The sequence below is a fragment of the Streptomyces sp. NPDC058459 genome (assembly GCF_042721685.1).
Classification (GTDB): Bacteria; Actinomycetota; Actinomycetes; order Streptomycetales; family Streptomycetaceae; genus Streptomyces.
The window spans coordinates 1-16,504 of the sequence record NZ_JBHXLV010000147.1 but is presented as its reverse complement, the minus strand read 5'-3'; the positions used below and the strand labels follow the sequence as shown (position 1 = coordinate 16,504).

Annotated in this window: 16 protein-coding genes and 1 riboswitch; of the genes, 13 read left to right on the top strand and 3 right to left on the bottom strand. The window is 72.2% G+C overall.

Annotated features, from left to right (window positions below; all coding sequences use genetic code 11):
* Nucleotides 1-243: 243 nt before the first annotated feature.
* Complete coding sequence (gene mfd / locus ACFWN1_RS23470; RefSeq protein ID WP_384365202.1) at nt 244-3,777, top strand: transcription-repair coupling factor; 3,534 nt, start codon at nt 244-246, stop codon at nt 3,775-3,777.
* A 182-nt stretch (nt 3,778-3,959) separates the two neighbouring features.
* Here the strand turns inward: mfd and ACFWN1_RS23465 are convergent, their stop codons facing one another.
* Complete coding sequence (locus tag ACFWN1_RS23465; RefSeq protein WP_384365199.1) at nt 3,960-4,595, bottom strand: TetR/AcrR family transcriptional regulator; 636 nt, start codon at nt 4,593-4,595, stop codon at nt 3,960-3,962.
* Between the two features lie 115 nt (nt 4,596-4,710).
* Here ACFWN1_RS23465 and ACFWN1_RS23460 point away from each other — a divergent pair, with 115 nt between their 5' ends.
* From ACFWN1_RS23460 to ACFWN1_RS23445, 4 genes are all read left to right on the top strand, one after another.
* Complete coding sequence (locus tag ACFWN1_RS23460) at nt 4,711-5,595, top strand: hypothetical protein (protein WP_384365196.1); 885 nt, start codon at nt 4,711-4,713, stop codon at nt 5,593-5,595.
* Nucleotides 5,596-5,782: 187 nt separating this feature from the next.
* Entirely contained in the window at nt 5,783-6,466 is a 684-nt protein-coding gene (locus ACFWN1_RS23455; protein WP_384365208.1) for an HNH endonuclease family protein, read from the top strand.
* A gap of 438 nt (nt 6,467-6,904) precedes the next feature.
* A complete protein-coding gene (locus tag ACFWN1_RS23450) occupies nt 6,905-7,525 on the top strand; it encodes a hypothetical protein (RefSeq protein WP_384365193.1) in 621 nt (206 codons plus the stop codon).
* A gap of 38 nt (nt 7,526-7,563) precedes the next feature.
* Nucleotides 7,564-9,054 carry a protein kinase gene (locus tag ACFWN1_RS23445; protein WP_384365205.1) on the top strand — a complete coding sequence of 497 codons (1,491 nt, stop codon included), beginning with the start codon at nt 7,564-7,566 and terminating at the stop codon, nt 9,052-9,054.
* Between the two features lie 28 nt (nt 9,055-9,082).
* Here ACFWN1_RS23445 and ACFWN1_RS23440 read toward each other — a convergent pair whose 3' ends face one another.
* Both ACFWN1_RS23440 and ACFWN1_RS23435 read right to left on the bottom strand, forming a co-directional pair.
* The gene (locus tag ACFWN1_RS23440) at nt 9,083-9,526 is read right to left on the bottom strand and encodes a hypothetical protein (protein WP_384365190.1); all 444 of its coding nucleotides are present in this window, start codon (nt 9,524-9,526) and stop codon (nt 9,083-9,085) included.
* Nucleotides 9,527-9,878: 352 nt separating this feature from the next.
* On the bottom strand, nt 9,879-10,028 hold the full coding sequence (locus ACFWN1_RS23435) for a hypothetical protein (protein WP_384365187.1): 150 nt from the start codon (nt 10,026-10,028) through the stop codon (nt 9,879-9,881).
* Here ACFWN1_RS23435 and ACFWN1_RS23430 point away from each other — a divergent pair.
* From ACFWN1_RS23430 to ACFWN1_RS23395, 8 genes are all read left to right on the top strand, one after another.
* Nucleotides 10,014-10,223, top strand: coding sequence for a hypothetical protein (locus tag ACFWN1_RS23430; protein WP_384365184.1), 210 nt, complete (start codon nt 10,014-10,016; stop codon nt 10,221-10,223). The two genes, ACFWN1_RS23435 and ACFWN1_RS23430, sit on opposite strands and share 15 nt — an antisense overlap.
* Entirely contained in the window at nt 10,220-10,495 is a 276-nt protein-coding gene (locus ACFWN1_RS23425; RefSeq protein ID WP_384365181.1) for a hypothetical protein, read from the top strand. Before ACFWN1_RS23430 ends, ACFWN1_RS23425 begins: the two co-directional genes overlap by 4 nt.
* On the top strand, nt 10,492-10,665 hold the full coding sequence (locus ACFWN1_RS23420) for a hypothetical protein (protein ID WP_384365178.1): 174 nt from the start codon (nt 10,492-10,494) through the stop codon (nt 10,663-10,665). The genes ACFWN1_RS23425 and ACFWN1_RS23420 overlap by 4 nt, the downstream gene beginning before the upstream one ends.
* 152 nt (nt 10,666-10,817) lie before the next feature.
* Nucleotides 10,818-11,456 carry a SurA N-terminal domain-containing protein gene (locus ACFWN1_RS23415; protein WP_384365175.1) on the top strand — a complete coding sequence of 213 codons (639 nt, stop codon included), beginning with the start codon at nt 10,818-10,820 and terminating at the stop codon, nt 11,454-11,456.
* Between the two features lie 142 nt (nt 11,457-11,598).
* Nucleotides 11,599-12,600, top strand: a complete 1,002-nt coding sequence (locus ACFWN1_RS23410) for a nucleoside triphosphate pyrophosphohydrolase (protein ID WP_384365172.1) — start codon at nt 11,599-11,601, stop codon at nt 12,598-12,600.
* A gap of 119 nt (nt 12,601-12,719) precedes the next feature.
* Complete coding sequence (locus ACFWN1_RS23405; protein ID WP_384365169.1) at nt 12,720-14,099, top strand: cytochrome P450; 1,380 nt, start codon at nt 12,720-12,722, stop codon at nt 14,097-14,099.
* Nucleotides 14,100-14,288: 189 nt separating this feature from the next.
* Nucleotides 14,289-15,287 (top strand): transglycosylase family protein, encoded by a 999-nt coding sequence (locus ACFWN1_RS23400; protein ID WP_384365166.1) that lies wholly within the window; start codon nt 14,289-14,291, stop codon nt 15,285-15,287.
* A 194-nt stretch (nt 15,288-15,481) separates the two neighbouring features.
* Nucleotides 15,482-15,660: riboswitch (cyclic di-AMP (ydaO/yuaA leader) on the top strand.
* Nucleotides 15,661-15,664: 4 nt separating this feature from the next.
* The gene (locus tag ACFWN1_RS23395) at nt 15,665-16,411 is read left to right on the top strand and encodes a transglycosylase family protein (RefSeq protein ID WP_384365163.1); all 747 of its coding nucleotides are present in this window, start codon (nt 15,665-15,667) and stop codon (nt 16,409-16,411) included.
* The last annotated feature ends 93 nt before the right edge of the window (nt 16,412-16,504 follow it).

Below are 16,504 nucleotides of genomic sequence, written 5' to 3'. Positions count from 1 at the left end.
GCACCGGCCTTTGTCGTCCAGGTCCCCCTCTTCACCAACCGAGACGGGCGGCCTGAGCGGGAAACCGGGGGTTCAGGGAGCAGAACCACTGGCACACGAGCCGCAGCACAGAGCGCTCAAGAAACAGACGTTGTCCACAGCCTCCGCCAAGCCGGACCGCAGCGTCGTACGCTGGAAGGCCCCCGGCCCGTACGACGAGTCGGGCGATTCGCGTTCCCACCCCCAGGACGGAAAGCCCCCTCCATGAGCCTGCACGGTCTGCTCGACGCCGTCGTCAAGGACCCCGCCCTCGCGGAAGCGATCACCGCGGCCACGGACGGCAACCGCCCGCACATCGACCTCGTAGGTCCCCCCGCGGCCCGCCCCCTGGCGATCGCCGCCCTGGCCCGCGACACCGCCCGCCCGGTGCTCGCCGTGACCGCGACCGGCCGCGAGGCGGAGGACCTGGCCGCGGCCCTGCGCTCACTGCTGCCCTCCGAGGGCGTCGTGGAGTACCCCTCCTGGGAGACCCTCCCGCATGAACGCCTCAGCCCCCGCAGCGACACCGTCGGCCGCCGCCTCGCCGTACTGCGCCGCCTGGCCCACCCCCGCCCCGACGACCCCGAGACCGGCCCCGTCTCCGTCGTCGTCGCCCCCGTGCGCTCGGTACTCCAGCCGCAGGTCAAGGGCCTGGGCGACCTGGAACCCGTATCGCTGAGGACCGGCCGGACCGCCGACCTGAACGAGACCGTCGAAGCCCTCGCGGCCGCCGCGTACGCGCGCGTGGAGCTGGTCGAGAAGCGCGGCGAGTTCGCCGTACGCGGCGGCATCCTGGACGTGTTCCCGCCCACCGAGGAACACCCCCTGCGCATCGAGTTCTGGGGCGACGACGTAGAGGAGATCCGCTACTTCAAGGTCGCCGACCAGCGCTCCCTGGAGGTCGCCGAACACGGCCTGTGGGCCCCGCCCTGCCGCGAACTGCTCCTCACCGACGACGTACGCGCCCGCGCCCGTGCCCTCGCCGAGGCACACCCCGAGCTGGGCGAACTGCTCGGCAAGATCGCCGAGGGCATCGCGGTCGAGGGCATGGAGTCCCTCGCCCCCGTCCTCGTCGACGACATGGAACTGCTGCTGGACGTGCTCCCCAAGGGCGCGATGGCCGTGGTCTGCGACCCGGAGCGGGTCCGTACCCGCGCCTCCGACCTCGTCGCCACCTCCCAGGAGTTCCTCCACGCGTCCTGGGCCGCCAGCGCGGGCGGCGGCGAGGCACCCATCGACGTCGGCGCGGCCTCCCTGTGGTCCATCGCGGACGTCCGCGACCGCGCACGCGAGCTGGACATGATGTGGTGGTCCGTCTCGCCGTTCGCCGCCGACGAGGAGTTCGACGGCGACACCCTCAAGCTCGGCATGCGCGCCCCCGAGACCTACCGGGGCGACACCGCCCGCGCGCTCGCCGACACCAAGGGCTGGCTCTCCGAGGGCTGGCGCACGGTGTACGTCACCGAGGGCCACGGCCCGGCCTCCCGCACCGTCGAGGTCCTGGGCGGCGAGGGCATCGCGGCCCGGCTGGACGCCGACCTCGCCGAGCTGAGCCCCTCCGTGGTGCACGTCTCCTGCGGCTCGATCGACCACGGCTTCGTGGACGCGGCCCGCAAGCTGGCCGTCCTCACCGAGACCGACCTGACCGGGCAGAAGGCCTCGGGCCGCGAGGGCGCCCGCATGCCCGCCCGCCGCCGCAAGGCGATCGACCCGCTCACCCTGGAGTCCGGCGACTACATCGTCCACGAGCAGCACGGCGTCGGCCGCTACATCGAGATGGTGCAGCGCACCGTCCAGGGCGCCACCCGCGAGTACCTGGTCGTGGAGTACGCACCCGCCAAGCGCGGCCAGCCCGGCGACCGGCTGTACATCCCCACCGACCAGCTGGAGCAGATCACCAAGTACGTCGGCGGCGAGGCGCCCACCCTGCACCGCCTGGGCGGCGCCGACTGGACGAAGACCAAGGCGCGCGCCAAGAAGGCCGTCAAGGAGATCGCCGCCGACCTGATCAGGCTGTACAGCGCCCGGATGGCCGCCCCCGGCCACGCCTTCGGCGGCGACACCCCCTGGCAGCGCGAGCTGGAGGACGCCTTCCCGTACGCGGAGACCCCGGACCAGCTCACCACCATCGCCGAGGTCAAGGAGGACATGGAGAAGTCCGTCCCCATGGACCGCCTGATCTGCGGCGACGTCGGCTACGGCAAGACCGAGATCGCCGTCCGCGCCGCCTTCAAGGCCGTCCAGGACGGCAAGCAGGTCGCCGTCCTGGTGCCCACCACGCTGCTGGTGCAGCAGCACTTCGGCACGTTCTCCGACCGGTACTCGCAGTTCCCGGTCAAGGTGCGCGCCCTGTCCCGGTTCCAGACCGAGACCGAGGCCAAGGCGGTGCTGGAGGGGCTCAAGGACGGCTCCGTGGACATCGTCATCGGCACCCACCGCCTGTTCTCCTCCGAGACCAAGTTCAAGGATCTCGGCCTGGTCATCGTCGACGAGGAGCAGCGCTTCGGTGTCGAGCACAAGGAGCAGCTGAAGAAGCTGCGTGCCAACGTGGACGTCCTTACCATGTCCGCCACGCCCATTCCGCGCACCCTGGAGATGGCGGTCACCGGCATCCGCGAGATGTCCACCATCACCACCCCGCCCGAGGAGCGCCACCCGGTCCTCACCTTCGTCGGCCCTTACGAGGAGCGGCAGATCGGCGCCGCCATCCGCCGCGAACTGCTGCGCGAGGGCCAGGTCTTCTACATCCACAACCGGGTCGAGTCCATCGACCGCGCGGCCGCCCGGCTCCGCGAGATCGTCCCCGAGGCGCGGATCGCCACGGCACACGGCCAGATGTCCGAACAGGCCCTGGAACAGGTTGTGGTGGACTTCTGGGAGAAGAAGTTCGACGTGCTGGTCTCCACGACGATCGTCGAGTCCGGCATCGACATCTCCAACGCCAACACCCTGATCGTGGAGCGCGGCGACAACTTCGGCCTCTCCCAGCTGCACCAGCTCCGCGGCCGCGTCGGCCGTGGCCGCGAGCGCGGGTACGCCTACTTCCTGTACCCGCCGGAGAAGCCGCTCACCGAGACCGCGCACGAACGGCTCGCCACCATCGCCCAGCACACCGAGATGGGCGCCGGCATGTACGTCGCCATGAAGGACCTGGAGATCCGCGGCGCGGGCAACCTGCTCGGCGGCGAGCAGTCCGGCCACATCGCGGGCGTCGGCTTCGACCTCTACATGCGCATGGTGGGGGAGGCGGTGGCGGACTACCGGCGCCAGTTGGAGACCGGTGAGATCGAGGAGGAGGCGCCGCTCGAGGTCAAGATCGAGCTGCCGGTCGACGCGCACGTCCCGCACGAGTACGCGCCGGGTGAGCGGCTGCGCCTCCAGGCGTACCGGTCGATCGCCTCCGCCAACTCGGAGGACGACATCAAGGCCGTCCGCGAGGAACTCACCGACCGCTACGGCAAGCTGCCGGAGCCGGTGGAGAACCTGCTGCTCGTCGCCGGTCTGCGCATGCTCGCGCGGGCTTGCGGCGTCGGCGAGATCGTCCTCCAGGGCAACAACATCCGCTTCGCACCGGTGGAGTTGTGCGAGTCGCAGGAGCTGCGGCTGAAGCGGCTGTACCCCGGCTCGGTCATCAAGGCGACCGCGCACCAGGTGCTGGTGCCGCGTCCGAAGACGGCCAAGGTCGGCGGCAAGCCGCTGGTCGGCCGTGAACTCCTGGGCTGGGTCGGGGAGTTCCTGGCGTCGATTCTGGGGTCGTGAGTTCTTGGGGTCCTGAGACTTGACCCTTGAGTCCTGAGTCCTGAGTCCTGAGTCCTGAGTCCCTGGGGTCCTGAGTCGGCCTCTAGGTCTGAGCAGACCTTTTCGGCGGGCCGGGGGAGCGATGATTCCCTCGGCCCGTTCCGCTGCCCAGGCGTACGGGTGCCAGTCGGCCAGTCGGCCAGTCAGTCGGCCGCCGAGTGGAACAGCATCTCCGTCAGCGCGCGGAACGTGTCCTCCGGATCCTCCTCTCCCAGCCGGCCGTCGAGGTTGTGGCCGAGGAGCAGGGTGGCGTAGCCGTGGGCCAGGGACCAGGCGGCCATCCCGGCCAGCCGGGAGTCGGGGCCGCGGTCGCCGGGATCGACGCCGGCGACGGCCCGGGTCAGGGCGTCACTGGCCAGCGCGCGCGCCGTGATCAGCTCCAAGTCCTCGGTGCGCAGCAGCTGCGGGCTGAACATCACCTGGAAGTGCGCGGGGTGCTCGCGGGCGAAACGCACGTAGCTCACTCCGGCCTCGCGCAGGCCGGAAGCCTCCCGCAGGCCGGAAGCCTCCCGCAGGGCGTCCGCGAGCAGCCCGAACCCCTCGGCGGCTATCGCGGTGAGCAGCCCGGTGCGGTCCTTGAAGTGGTGCGCGGGCGCCGCGTGCGAGACCCCGGCCCGGCGGGCGAGGTCACGCAGGCTGAGTGCGCCGGGGCCCTCGGCGGCGATGACGTCGAGGGCGGCGGACAGCACGGCGCGACGCAGATCGCCGTGGTGGTACGACCGCCGGTCCGCAGACGCGGAGTTCGGGCGTGCTGTGGACGCGGACTTCGAGGGGCTCATGGACACCAGGATACGCGGAATCTAGTCATTGACAAGTTCTTCCTGGTCCGGCAATCTAGTCAGTGTCAAGTCGAAGGCGGCCGGCCGACGGTCGCGTCCGGGGGAGGAGACCGGCATGTCCGAGAAGGTATGGGAAACGGTGGAGACGGCTCGTGTACGCCAGCTCTGGCACCTGCTGGAGCCGTTCCACGCACTGCTCTACTACGCGCCCGAGGTCGAGCAGGAGATGGCCGCGCTCGGGTTCGGCACGCAGGACCGCTGGCCCGCCTATTTCCCGTTGCGTGCGGCCCCGTTGGGCGAGGTCGGCGCCGAGCGGGTGACCTCCGCCTTCTACAGCTTCAGCCCGCGCATGGTCACCGGCCATATGGAGCGGGCATGGCACATCGCCGGCGCCCAAGAGATCCTGGCGGCCCGTCTGCGAGGCATCGACCGTGCCTACCGGGCGATCCTCGGAGACCGCGTCGACAGCCCTGACCTGACCGAGGCCGCCGCCCTGTCCCGCCGCGCGGCGGAGTCCGCGGACACCGCGGGCCGCCCCCTCGCGGCGGCCAACGCCGAACTGCCCTGGCCCGAGGCTCCGCACCTCCAGCTGTGGCACGCGGCCACCATCCTCCGGGAGCACCGGGGAGACGGCCATCTGGCCGCCCTGCTCGTCGAGGGGCTCGATCCGGTGGAGTCCCTGGTGTCCTTCGCGGCGATAGGTGCCGCATCCGTGGAGCGCTTCGCAAGCCGTGGCTGGAGCCCCGAGGAATGGGCGGCCGCCCGCGAACGCCTCGCGGCGCGCGGCCTGGTGGAGCCGGACGGTTCGGCCACCCGGGAGGGCCGTGCCCTGCGCCGGCGCGTCGAGGACCACACCGACCGCCTGGCCGCCGCCTCTTGGCAGTCCCTCGGCCGCGCGGACGCCGACCACCTGGCCGACCTCCTCGGCGACCACTGGGTCGCAGTGCTCTCCTCAGGCCTCCTGCCCTCCGAATCGACCCTGGGAATAGGCAAGATCTGAGCGAGACGCGCGGACCGACAGGCACGTAGAGCAGTGAATGACCCTGTACGCCCCTTAGGTTCCTCTCCACCGGGCGCGGCCCGGCGGTTACGGTGGACGGCGGATCTCTCCGCCCGCGTCCGCGGACGGACCAGGGGCGAACGAGGGGGCGCGAGTGAAGCGTCTGTGGGGCGGGGCAGTCACCGCCATGGTCGTACTGACCGCGGTGACGGGCTGCAAGGCCGAACCGGTCAAGGGGTCTTCGGGCGGGGAGGGGACCGGCACCGGTGGGGCCGCGATGACCGCCGCCGACTCCCTTCAGGTCAAGGGCCGTGCACCGAAGACCGGTTACTCCCGCGAGCGCTTCGGCAGTGCCTGGGCCGACACCGACGCGAACTCCTGCGACACCCGGGACGACATCCTCAAGCGCGACCTGAAGGAGGTGAAGTTCAGCGGAGGCAAGTGCAAGGTCACCTTCGGGGTGCTTGAGCCTGACCCCTACTCCGGCAAGACGGTCACCTACCGGCGTGGCCGCAGCCTGGTCGACATCGACCACCTGGTCGCCCTCTCGGACGCCTGGCAGAAGGGCGCCAAGTACTGGGACGCCGGTAAGCGCATAGCCCTCGCCAACGACCCCCTCAATCTCCTGGCGGTCGACGCGAGCACCAACCGAGGCAAGGGAGACGGCGACACCGCCAGCTGGGTACCCCCGGAGAAGAAGTACCGCTGCACCTACGTCGCCGCCCAGGTCGCCGTGAAGAAGAAGTACGGCCTCTGGGTCACCTCGGCGGAGAAGTCCGCGATGAAGAAGGTCCTGGCCGACTGCCCCGCCCAGAAGCTCCCTACCGGCGGTAACCCCACCAACGCCCCGTCCCGCTTCAAGGCCCGCTGACTGGCGCCCCCTCCGACCGGGGCAGCCCCTGGCGCCCATGGCCTTCAGCGTGCCGACGATGTGGCCCGCCAGGCCGGCGGCGACGGCGGCGCCGCCGTCGTCGTCGTCGTTACAGAAAGCCGCATCTTCGAGTGGTCGCTGAGGTCCGCTCACCTACGACCCCGCTGGGAGTACGGTCTCCCCGCGCGTACCGAGTCCGGAGCGTGCCGTAGGCACAGCACGCCCCGGCCCGGCCGGCTGACGGCGGTACCGCCGTGCAACCTGCCGCTCCACCTGTGGTGCTGCGCCGAGCGGACGGCAAGGTCGCCCCGCAAGGTCGCCCCGCACTGACGCCCGTACTGAGCGGCCCCCTGGGCAACGGTTCGGTACAACGTGTAACACCCTGTCGGTGTCGGCCTATACGCTCGAACCCTGATACCGAACCGTCCAGGAGCAGCCATGCACGGCCAAGGCGCGCAGCCGCCCGCCCGCAGCGCGGGTACCGGTGTCTTCCTTCGTGTGGTGCTGATCGCGTGCGCGGTGCTGTCCTGCGGTCTGTTCGCGTGCGTGCCGCTATTCCGGGTCGCGTATCTGCGGGGCCGTGGGTCCGACTGGCTGCTCGCCTGGGCGGGCCTGGCGACGGGCGTCGTCGGCTTCGCCGTGGTCGGCTCCGTGCCGGAGAACAACGCGAGCAGCGATATCGCGCTCGCCGCGATCCTCATGCTCGCCGTCGCGGCGTCCGTCCACTTCCTGGTCGTGGACGTCCGGCTGCAGAGCGGGAGCGGGGCCGCACCCCAGGGCTACGCGCCGCCCGCCGCGCAAACGGTCCCCTCGGCCTACGGCTATCCGAGCCCGGCCGCGCCGTACACCGCCACACCGACGCCGACGGCGACGCCGCCCACGACGCCGCCCACGACGCCGCCGTACCCGCCCAGCCCGCAGCCGCCCCAGGGCATCCCGCCCCAGCCCCCCGCCCCGCCCCGCCCCGCGCCCGCCCGCATCGACCAGGTGCGCGCCGAGCTGGACGAGCTGAGCGACTATCTGCGCCGGCAGGACGGCAAGCCCGAGGGCGGCCGGTGAGCGGGACGCAGGGACGCGTCATCGCCGGCCGGTACGAGCTGTCCACGCTGATCGGGCAGGGCGGCATGGGCCAGGTCTGGACGGCGTACGACCGGCGGCTGGACCGGCGGGTTGCGGTGAAGCTGCTCCGGCCGGACAAGGTGGCCGGGCTGGAGGCGGACGAGCTGCGCCGCAGGTTCCTGCGCGAGTGCCGGGTCACCGCGCAGGTCGACCACCCCGGCCTGGTCACCGTGCACGACGCGGGCAGCGAGGGCGAGGAACTGTTCCTCGTCATGCAGTACGTGGACGGCGCCGACCTCTCCGACCACCTCGCGGAGCACCACCCGTACCCGTGGCAGTGGACGGTCGCCGTCGCCGCGCAGTTGTGCGCCGTGCTGAGCGCGGTGCACGCGGTGCCGATCGTGCACCGGGACCTCAAGCCGCGCAATGTGATGGTGAAGCAGGACGGCACCGTCACCGTGCTCGACCTGGGCGTGGCGTCCGTCATGGACACCGACACCACCCGCCTGACGCACACCGGTTCACCGATCGGCTCGCCCGCCTACATGGCGCCGGAGCAGGCGATGGGCGGCGCGGTCGGCCCGTACACCGACCTGTACGCGCTGGGGGTGCTGATGCACGAACTGCTCAGCGGTGACGTGCCGTTCAGCGGGTCCACCGCGCTCGGTGTGCTGCACCGGCACCTGTACGAGCCCCCGATCCCGGTGCGCCGCCTGCGCCCCGAGGTGCCCGGCGCCCTGGAGACTCTGGTGCTGCGGCTGCTCGCCAAGGACCCGCAGGCCCGCCCGGCGTCCGCGCAGGAGGTGTACGAGCACCTCGCGCCGCTCCTGCCCCCGCGCGGCATACCCACCGGCGCGCCGCTCGAACCGGTGCGCCCCTTCCTGAGCCCGCACGCCCCCTGGCCGGACCGCGCCCGCACCCCCGCGCCCCAGCCCGCCCCGGTCACCCCGGCGCCCCCGGTGGACGAGAAACCCGACGTCGCGGCGGCCGTGGACGAGGTCAAGCGGCTGCTGGGGGAGGGGCGCATCACCCAGGCCGTGGACATCCTCGGCGCGATCCTGCCCGCCGCGGCCGAACAGCACGGCGAGCACTCCCCGGTGGTCCGCACCCTGCGCAAGCAGTACGCGGCCACCCTCCTCGACGACGGGCAGTACCGGCGGGCGCTGCCCGAACTGCGCCGCCTCGCCGACGAACGCGCCGCCGAGGCCGGCCAGGCCGACCAGCAGTCCCTGCGCTTCCGCTACGAGGCCGCGCAGTGCCTGGAGCAGCTGGGCGAACCGGCGGCCGCGCTCGCGGAGTTCCGGGCGCTGCTGCCCTACTACGAGAACCAGTACGTCTTCGACGACCCCGGTCTCGCCCATGACGTCCGCCGCCGGATCGGCCACCTGCTGCTCGCCCTCGGCGTCCGCCCGGCCGCCCACGACACGCTCGCGCGGCTGCTGATGGACGTGGAGCGGGTGCAGGGCCCCGGTCACCCGCTGGCGGCGGAGATCCGGCGGACCCTGCAATGGCTGGGCCAGGTGCGCTGAACCCGGAGCCGAACCCCGCGCGGGACGTTCAGCGCGGCACGGGAAGAGCGGAGACGAAGCGCGGCCCGGCCGACCTGTGCCGGACCGGGAAGGCCACCTTCAGCCCGTGCTCCTGGCCGGCCACCGAGACGACCGTGGCGAAGCGCATGCCCGGGAACGCCTTCCTGGAGCCGCCCGCCGAGAGGTAGGGACGGGGCAGTTTCAGCACGAGCATGCCCGGCTTGCGGCCCTGGCTGCCGTCGAACAAGAGCAGCCGCCGGCCGGTGAGCACCAGGTAGAGCGGGCGGGGGGTGACCGTGGCCATCACCGTCCCGGCGTTCAGCACGCCGACCACCGCCGCGGTGAGCGCCTGCCGGCGCACGGACACCGAGCCGACCCGGGCCGGCGAGGTGAACTCGACCTGCTCACCCTGAAGGAGCATGGGGGCGGTGGCTTCCAGCAGTTGCCGCTCGCGGCGGGAACTGAGGGACATCCCGGACTCGGCGCGGACAGCGGGAAACGGGGCTCCTGGAGACCCGCGCCGGCCCACGGCTTCGCCCGCGAATGCATGCTCACCGCCCCCGAAGGCGCCCTGAACGGCGGCCTGGTGGCCGAGACCCACATCGAACACTGGCTGGAGCTGAGTACCGCCCCGGAGCGCACCGAGTATCTGCGCCAGCCCCCTGTGCACGCCGAACTCGTGGAGAGCGCCGGACGTTCAGTGACCCAACCGCACTTCGCGCGCCCTCCCGGCTGGGTCGGGGTGGAGGGGCACGTACGCCGCCCTGTTCTCCCTGCTGGGGGACACCGCACGCGCCGCCCACCACTTCCGCTCCCTCGGCAACCTAGCGGAGGACCTGCTCGCCGGCCGCCGGCCGCCCGCCGCGCACCACCGGTGAACTCCGGGCCGAACTGCGCGAGGTCACCCCGGCCATCTGCACCGAGTTGCGCTGGAAGCGGATGGCACGGCTCTCCTTCAGGTGCCCGGCGGCCACAGCGCCGACCGGGCCGGGTACACCGCCGCCCCCGTCGACTCGCCGTACGCGGTCACCGGACGGCGCTTCGCGGCCGGGGACGGTGGCGGCGCGGCGCTGATCTTGGGCGCGGAGGGCGTCAGCCCGACCGGGCGGACGGCGAACGGCTCCGACCGTGCCGTCACGGTCCGGTACCGCGCCTGCGCCGCCGTGTGAGCCGGCCCGGCGGCAGCCGGCGGCTGGGCGGCCCCGACGGGCTCGCCGTCGAGGCGGAGCCGGGCCTGTACGGCATCGACGCGCGCACCATGGCCACCATCGACGCCGCCGTGCCTCCGCACGCGGTGGTCCACCTCCCGCCCCGGCAGCAGCCCACGTCCGGGCTGGCGACCGCCCCGCAGACGGGCGGTACCGCTTCGCGGCCGACCACGGGTGCCCGCACGCCCACGCGGCGCCATCGCGCAGTCCATCGGGGCTGGTTGTCCTCGTGATCCTCGCCATGCTGGGCGGCTTCGTGTCCTTCTCCTTCACGGTGTGCGAGGCCGAGGACCCCGGACTCACGACGGGGGAGCGGCTCGCCGTCTCGGCCCCCTTCTGGGGCATCACCGGGCTGCTGCCGCGGCCCGCCGTACGGATCACACGGACCACCGGGCGGGCCTGAGACGGGCCGCACCCCTCGGGGGAGTGACGCGGCGGTGCCCGAACTCGCGGTGAATCGTTGGTCCAACGGGTTGGCCGGAGCGGTAAGGCTGCCTAACATCGATCACCGCAAGACTTTGTGCACCGTCGCACAATCTCCTCAGGAGGTTTCCCTTGCTCCGCCGTCGTCGCACCGCGCTAGTCCTCACCGCCGTGATCGCCGTCGCGGGCCCCCTCCTTACCGCCTGCGGCAACGACGCGCATCCCGGCGCGGCCGCCGTCGTCGACGGTAGGCGGATCACCGTGTCGCAGCTGGAGGGCCGGGTGAAGGAGGTACGGGCGGCCCAGCGGGCCGAGGTGTCCGACCAGGCCCAGTATCAGCAGGTGCTGGCCTCCACCGGCAGCCTCACGCGCGACACCCTGCACAACATGGTCCTCGACCAGGTGTTGCACCGCGCCGCCCGGGACCAGGGCGTCACCGTCACCCGCAAGGAGGTCCAGGGGATGCGCGCCGACCTGGAGAAGCAGGCCGGCGGCACCAGGCGGCTGAAGTCCGCGTGGCTCCAGAAGTACGGCATCGCCCCCAAGCGGCTCGACGACAACCTCCGCCTCCAGATCGAGGCGCGGAAGCTCGCCGCCGAGCTGGGCACCGACACCAGCCAGCCCCCGTTCTGGGACGCCCTGTCCAAGGCGTCGAAGGAACTCCACATCGACGTGAACCCGCGCTACGGCGCCTGGGACGTGGCCAAGAGCAGCCGGGTCGACGCCCGCACGCCCTGGCTGCGGAACGCCACGGCGACCCAGAGCACCTGACGGGACGCGGTACGCCTGGCGCGGGCCGTGTGACCTGCCGGTTCCCGGCCCCGCGCGGCGTGTCGGTCATACGGTCACAGGACTCTCCCCTCCCTGTGGATAACTCGACCCGCCATTTCGCGACCTGGGTTACGTTCGGATCGTGAACGCAATCAGCCCCGAAACCGCCCCTGGCCGCATCGTCCTCCTCACCACCAGCCACCGCGTCGCCCCCGGCCTGCTGTCCTGGCCCGCCTGGCAGGCGCTGCGCTCCGCCGACGCCGTGCTGTGCGCGGACGGCGCCCATCCGCAGGTGCCCTATCTGCGCGAGGCCGGCATAGCGGTGTCGGAGGCGTCCCCCACGGCGGAGGAGCTGGTCGACGCCAGTGCGGACGGCCGGACCGTGGTCGTCGTGGCCACCGGCGAGGGGGAGCCCGCCCTCACCGACGGCCTCGCCCGGCTCGCCGGGTCCGGCAGGGTGCGGATGCCGGAGCTGGAGCTGCTCCCCGCCTCCTACGACCTGCCCGGCGCCCGCCTCCTCGACCTCGTGCAGGTCATGGACCAGATCCGGGCCGAGTGCCCCTGGTCCTCCCGGCAGACCCACGAGGGCCTGGCCAAGTACGGCATCGAGGAGGCGTACGAACTGGTCGAGGCGATCGAGGCCGGCGACCGCGAGGAACTGCGGGAGGAGCTGGGCGATGTGCTGCTCCAGGTCGTCTTCCACTCCCGCATCGCCGAGGAGGACCCGGAGGCGCCCTTCTCCATCGACGATGTGGCCGGGGGCATCGTCACCAAGCTGATCCACCGTCACCCGCACGTCTTCGGAGAGGAGGAGGCCGAGACACCCGAGGACGTCAAGGCGCACTGGCTGCGCACCAAGGCCGAGGAGAAGCAGCGCGCCTCCGTCACCGACGGCGTCCCCGTCGGCCAGCCCGGACTCGCCCTCGCCGCCAAGCTGGCCTCCCGCGTCCGCACCGCCGGCCTCACCGTCCCCCTCCCCCAGGGCGACGGCATCGGGTACGAGCTGCTGGACCTGGCCGCCCGCGCCGAGGAAGCCGGCGTCGACCCGGAAGCGGCCCTGAGAGCGGCCGCCCGCACCTACCGGGACGCGATACGCACGGCCGAGGGGGCGCCCGCGCCCTCGCCGGAGGACGACAGCGAGTAGCCCGGCCCGGTGAGCCCACACCGGCGGGGGCTCACCACCAGCACAGCACCGGCCGCCGCCGGACCCAGCAGAAAGGAGCCGGCCCGCCCCCACCCCGGCCCGCCGGATACCGTCGGGGAGTGACCCAGCCGCACCGCCCCACCCCCGACGACCCCACCCCCGGAGCCCCCGCCGGACCCTCCGCCGAAGCGGCCCCCGGAGCCTCCGCCGGGGCCCCCGCCCCGGACCTCTTCACCTGGGAGTTCGCCGCCGACCCCTACCCCGCCTACGCCTGGCTCCGGGAGCACGCCCCGGTGCGCTGGACCAAGCTGCCCAGCGGGGTGGACGCCTGGCTGGTCACCCGGTACACGGATGCCAAGCAGGCCCTGGCCGACCAGCGGCTCAGCAAGGACCCGGCACATCACGCCGAGACCGCGCACGCCAAGGGCAGGACCGGCATCCCCGGTGAGCGCAAGGCCGACCTGATGACCCACCTGCTGAACATCGACCCGCCGGACCACACCCGGCTGCGCCGCCTGGTCAGCACGGCGTTCACCCCGCGCCGGGTCGCCGAGTTCGCGGGCCGGGTGCAGGAGCTGACGGACGACCTCATCGACCGGTTCGCCGAGCAGGGCTCGGCCGACCTCATCCACGAGTTCGCCTTCCCGCTCCCCATCTACGCCATCTGCGACCTGCTCGGCGTCCCGCGTGAGGACCAGGACGACTTCCGGGACTGGGCGGGCATGATGATCCGGCACGGCGGCGGGCCCCGGGGCGGGGTGGCGCGTTCGGTGAAGAAGATGCGCGGTTATCTCGCGGACCTCATCCACCGCAAGCGCGAGGTACTCCCCGCCGAGCCCGCGCCCGGCGAGGACCTGATCTCGGCGCTGATCCGGGCCTCCGACCACGGCGAGCACCTCACCGAGAACGAGGCCGCCGCCATGGCCTTCATCCTGCTCTTCGCCGGCTTCGAGACCACCGTCAACCTCATCGGCAACGGCACCTACGCCCTGCTCACCCAGCCCGGGGAGCGCGACCGGCTCCAGCTCTCGCTGGCTGCCGGGGAGACCGGCCTGCTTCAGACGGGAGTGGAGGAACTGCTGCGCTACGACGGGCCGGTGGAGCTGGCGACCTGGCGTTATGCCACCGAGCCGCTCACGATCGGCGGCCAGGACATCGCGGCGGGCGACCCGGTGCTGGTGGTCCTCGCGGCGGCGGACCGCGACCCGGAGCGATTCGCCGACCCGGACCTGCTGGACCTCGGGCGCCGGGACAACCAGCACCTGGGCTACGGGCACGGCATCCACTACTGCCTGGGCGCACCCCTCGCCCGGCTGGAGGGCCAGACCGCGCTGGCCACCCTGCTCACCCGGCTCCCGGACCTGCGGCTGGCGGCCGAGCCGGCCCAACTCCGTTGGCGCGGCGGGCTGATCATGCGTGGACTGCGCACACTTCCGGTGGAGTTCACACCGGTCGGTCCCCGTGATGACAGCACACATGACGCACGTTCAACTACGTGATCTTCACGTGATCTCTGCGGCATGAACTTGTGACAAGCGTTCGTCTGCCGCTACGTTCACCCATCAGTGTGGCGTCGAGCACCAGTTGCCACGCCGTACCGCTGTCGCACGAAAGGCAATCGCATGCTCTCCGGGAACGGTAGGCACCGTCGACCCCGCCAGGCTCCGGCGCTCCTCGTCGCGGCCGGCGTGACCACGTCCGCCATCGCCATCCCTCTCCTCGGGGCGGCGAGCGCCCACGCGGCCGACGGCACCACCTGGGACAGCGTCGCCGAGTGCGAGAGCGGCGGCTCCTGGAGCGCCGACACCGGCAACGGGTACTACGGCGGCCTCCAGCTGTCCCAGGACGACTGGGTCGAGTACGGCGGCACGCAGTACGCGGCCAGCGCCGACCAGGCCAGCCGTTCGCAGCAGATCTCGGTGGCCGAGGAGATCCTCGCCGACCGCGGCACCACCCACTGGGCCACCTGCGCCCTGATCGCCGGACTGACCTCCGACTCCGGATCGGTGGACGTCGACACGGGCGTGAGCGAGCCCCCGTCCGCCGACCAGGACGAATCCGGCGGCGGAGCCGACACGTCGAGCGATGCCCCCGAGGCAGGTGCTTCGTCCGATGATTCCGGCTCGTCCGGAAAGGGCGCTTCGGCCTCGTCGTCCGAATCCTCCGCCGAGGAGACCGGCAAGCCGGCCGCGGACACCCGCAAGACGACCGGTTCCGGCCATGCGGACAAGGGCACCGACGCCTCCCGCTCCGGCGGCTCCGCGCCCGCCGCCTCCGACGGTGGGCGCCAGCGGGGTGGTTCGGTTTCGCATGCCCCCGCGGCCAAGGACTCGGAAGACACGTGGGAGGCCGGCGGGTCCTGGAGCCTGGTCGACACCGGCGATCTCGGCGGCGACCCGAGCGGCGGCGACTTGAGCGGCGGCGACCTGAGCGGCGGTGGCCGCCACCGCGGCGGCAGTGCCGACGAGGGCGTGACGGAAGGTCAGCACGCGGCCGGCACGGGCCGCCACGCCACCGTCTCCCCGGGCGCCTACACCGTCCGTGACGGCGACACGCTCGGCTCCATCGCCGACTCCCTCGACGTGGCGGGCGGCTGGGCGGCGCTCTACTCCGCGAACGAGCGAGCGATAGGTGCGAACCCGAACCAGGTCGACCCGGGGCAGACCCTGAAGGTACCGGGCGAATAGGGCGCCGAACGGCGGAATGTGACGCCCTGCTATATTCTTATATGTCCCATTTGGCGAAAGTGTGGGATGACTCTCAGAAGCCGTGATCGTCTTTGAAATTCGTCGCGGCGCGTGTCTACGGTCAGGACCGCTCGTCACCACGAGCCCCCGTGGCCGCAACGCCGAATCCTGCCAGTGGCCGTCGGGGACAACCGTCGCGTCAAGCGCCGTAGGCAGGAGCGGGGGACCCAAGGTAAGTGCCCGAACCGGTGTCTGATGCCGGGACGGGCTTGGGGTGGAGCCACGCCTTCCGGAAGTACGGGGGAGGGGTGGCCGGGCAACTCAACCGGCCCGAACCCGACAGCTCACCTCGCAGGCGTCGGTGAGGGGATCGATCCATGCTGTTCTCCATCAAGGGCAGGCACCGCCGCCCGTCCAAGACCGTCCGTGTCCTCGCGCTCGCCGGTGTCGCCGGCGCGGCCGTCGCTGGCCCGGTGATGGCGTCGGGCGGCGCCTCCGCCGCCACCGGCTCCGAGTGGGACGCCGTCGCCCAGTGCGAGGCGGGCGGCAACTGGTCCATCAACACCGGCAACGGGTACTACGGCGGTCTGCAGTTCTCCGCCTCCACCTGGGCCGCGTACGGCGGCACGCAGTACGCCGCCACCGCCGACAAGGCGAGCAAGCAACAGCAGATCACCGTCGCCGAGAAGGTGCTCGCCGCCCAAGGCAAGGGCGCCTGGCCTGTCTGCGGCACGGGCCTGTCCAGCACCCCGTACAGCGGCTCGGCCGCCTCCGCCCCTGCCACGGAGAGCAAGACGCAGGGCAAGACGCAGAGCAAGACGGAGGGCAAGGCCGCAGCCGCCTCCGCAGCCGCCTCCGCCGGCACCTCCGGCCGCACCTCCGACGACCAGGCAGCCTCCCGCTCCACCAAGCGCCCGGACGCGGGCAGGACCGTCACCACCCCGACCGGTGCCAAGGTCAAGAAGGGCGACGGCGAGTACAAGGTGGCCAAGGGCGACACGCTCAGCTCCATCGCCGCGAAGCACAAGGTCAAGGGCGGCTGGAAGAAGCTGTACGACCTGAACAAGGGCATCGTCGAGAAGGCCGACGTCATCTTCCCCGGCCAGCGGCTGCACCTGAAGTAACCGCGACCCGCTCGCGGGACCGGCCCCCGACCCGTCCGGCCCCGTGCGCCCCCGGTCCTCCTGCCGGACCCCCCGCCCCGGTGCGCGTTCCCC

Coding starts and splice junctions, on each gene's coding strand:
- mfd (WP_384365202.1), top strand. CDS start 244: ATGAGCCTGCACGGTCTGCTCGACGCCGTCGTCAAGGACCCCGCCCTC.
- ACFWN1_RS23465 (WP_384365199.1), bottom strand. CDS start 4,595: ATGAGCCCCTCGAAGTCCGCGTCCACAGCACGCCCGAACTCCGCGTCT.
- ACFWN1_RS23460 (WP_384365196.1), top strand. CDS start 4,711: ATGTCCGAGAAGGTATGGGAAACGGTGGAGACGGCTCGTGTACGCCAG.
- ACFWN1_RS23455 (WP_384365208.1), top strand. CDS start 5,783: ATGGTCGTACTGACCGCGGTGACGGGCTGCAAGGCCGAACCGGTCAAG.
- ACFWN1_RS23450 (WP_384365193.1), top strand. CDS start 6,905: ATGCACGGCCAAGGCGCGCAGCCGCCCGCCCGCAGCGCGGGTACCGGT.
- ACFWN1_RS23440 (WP_384365190.1), bottom strand. CDS start 9,526: ATGTCCCTCAGTTCCCGCCGCGAGCGGCAACTGCTGGAAGCCACCGCC.
- ACFWN1_RS23395 (WP_384365163.1), top strand. CDS start 15,665: ATGCTGTTCTCCATCAAGGGCAGGCACCGCCGCCCGTCCAAGACCGTC.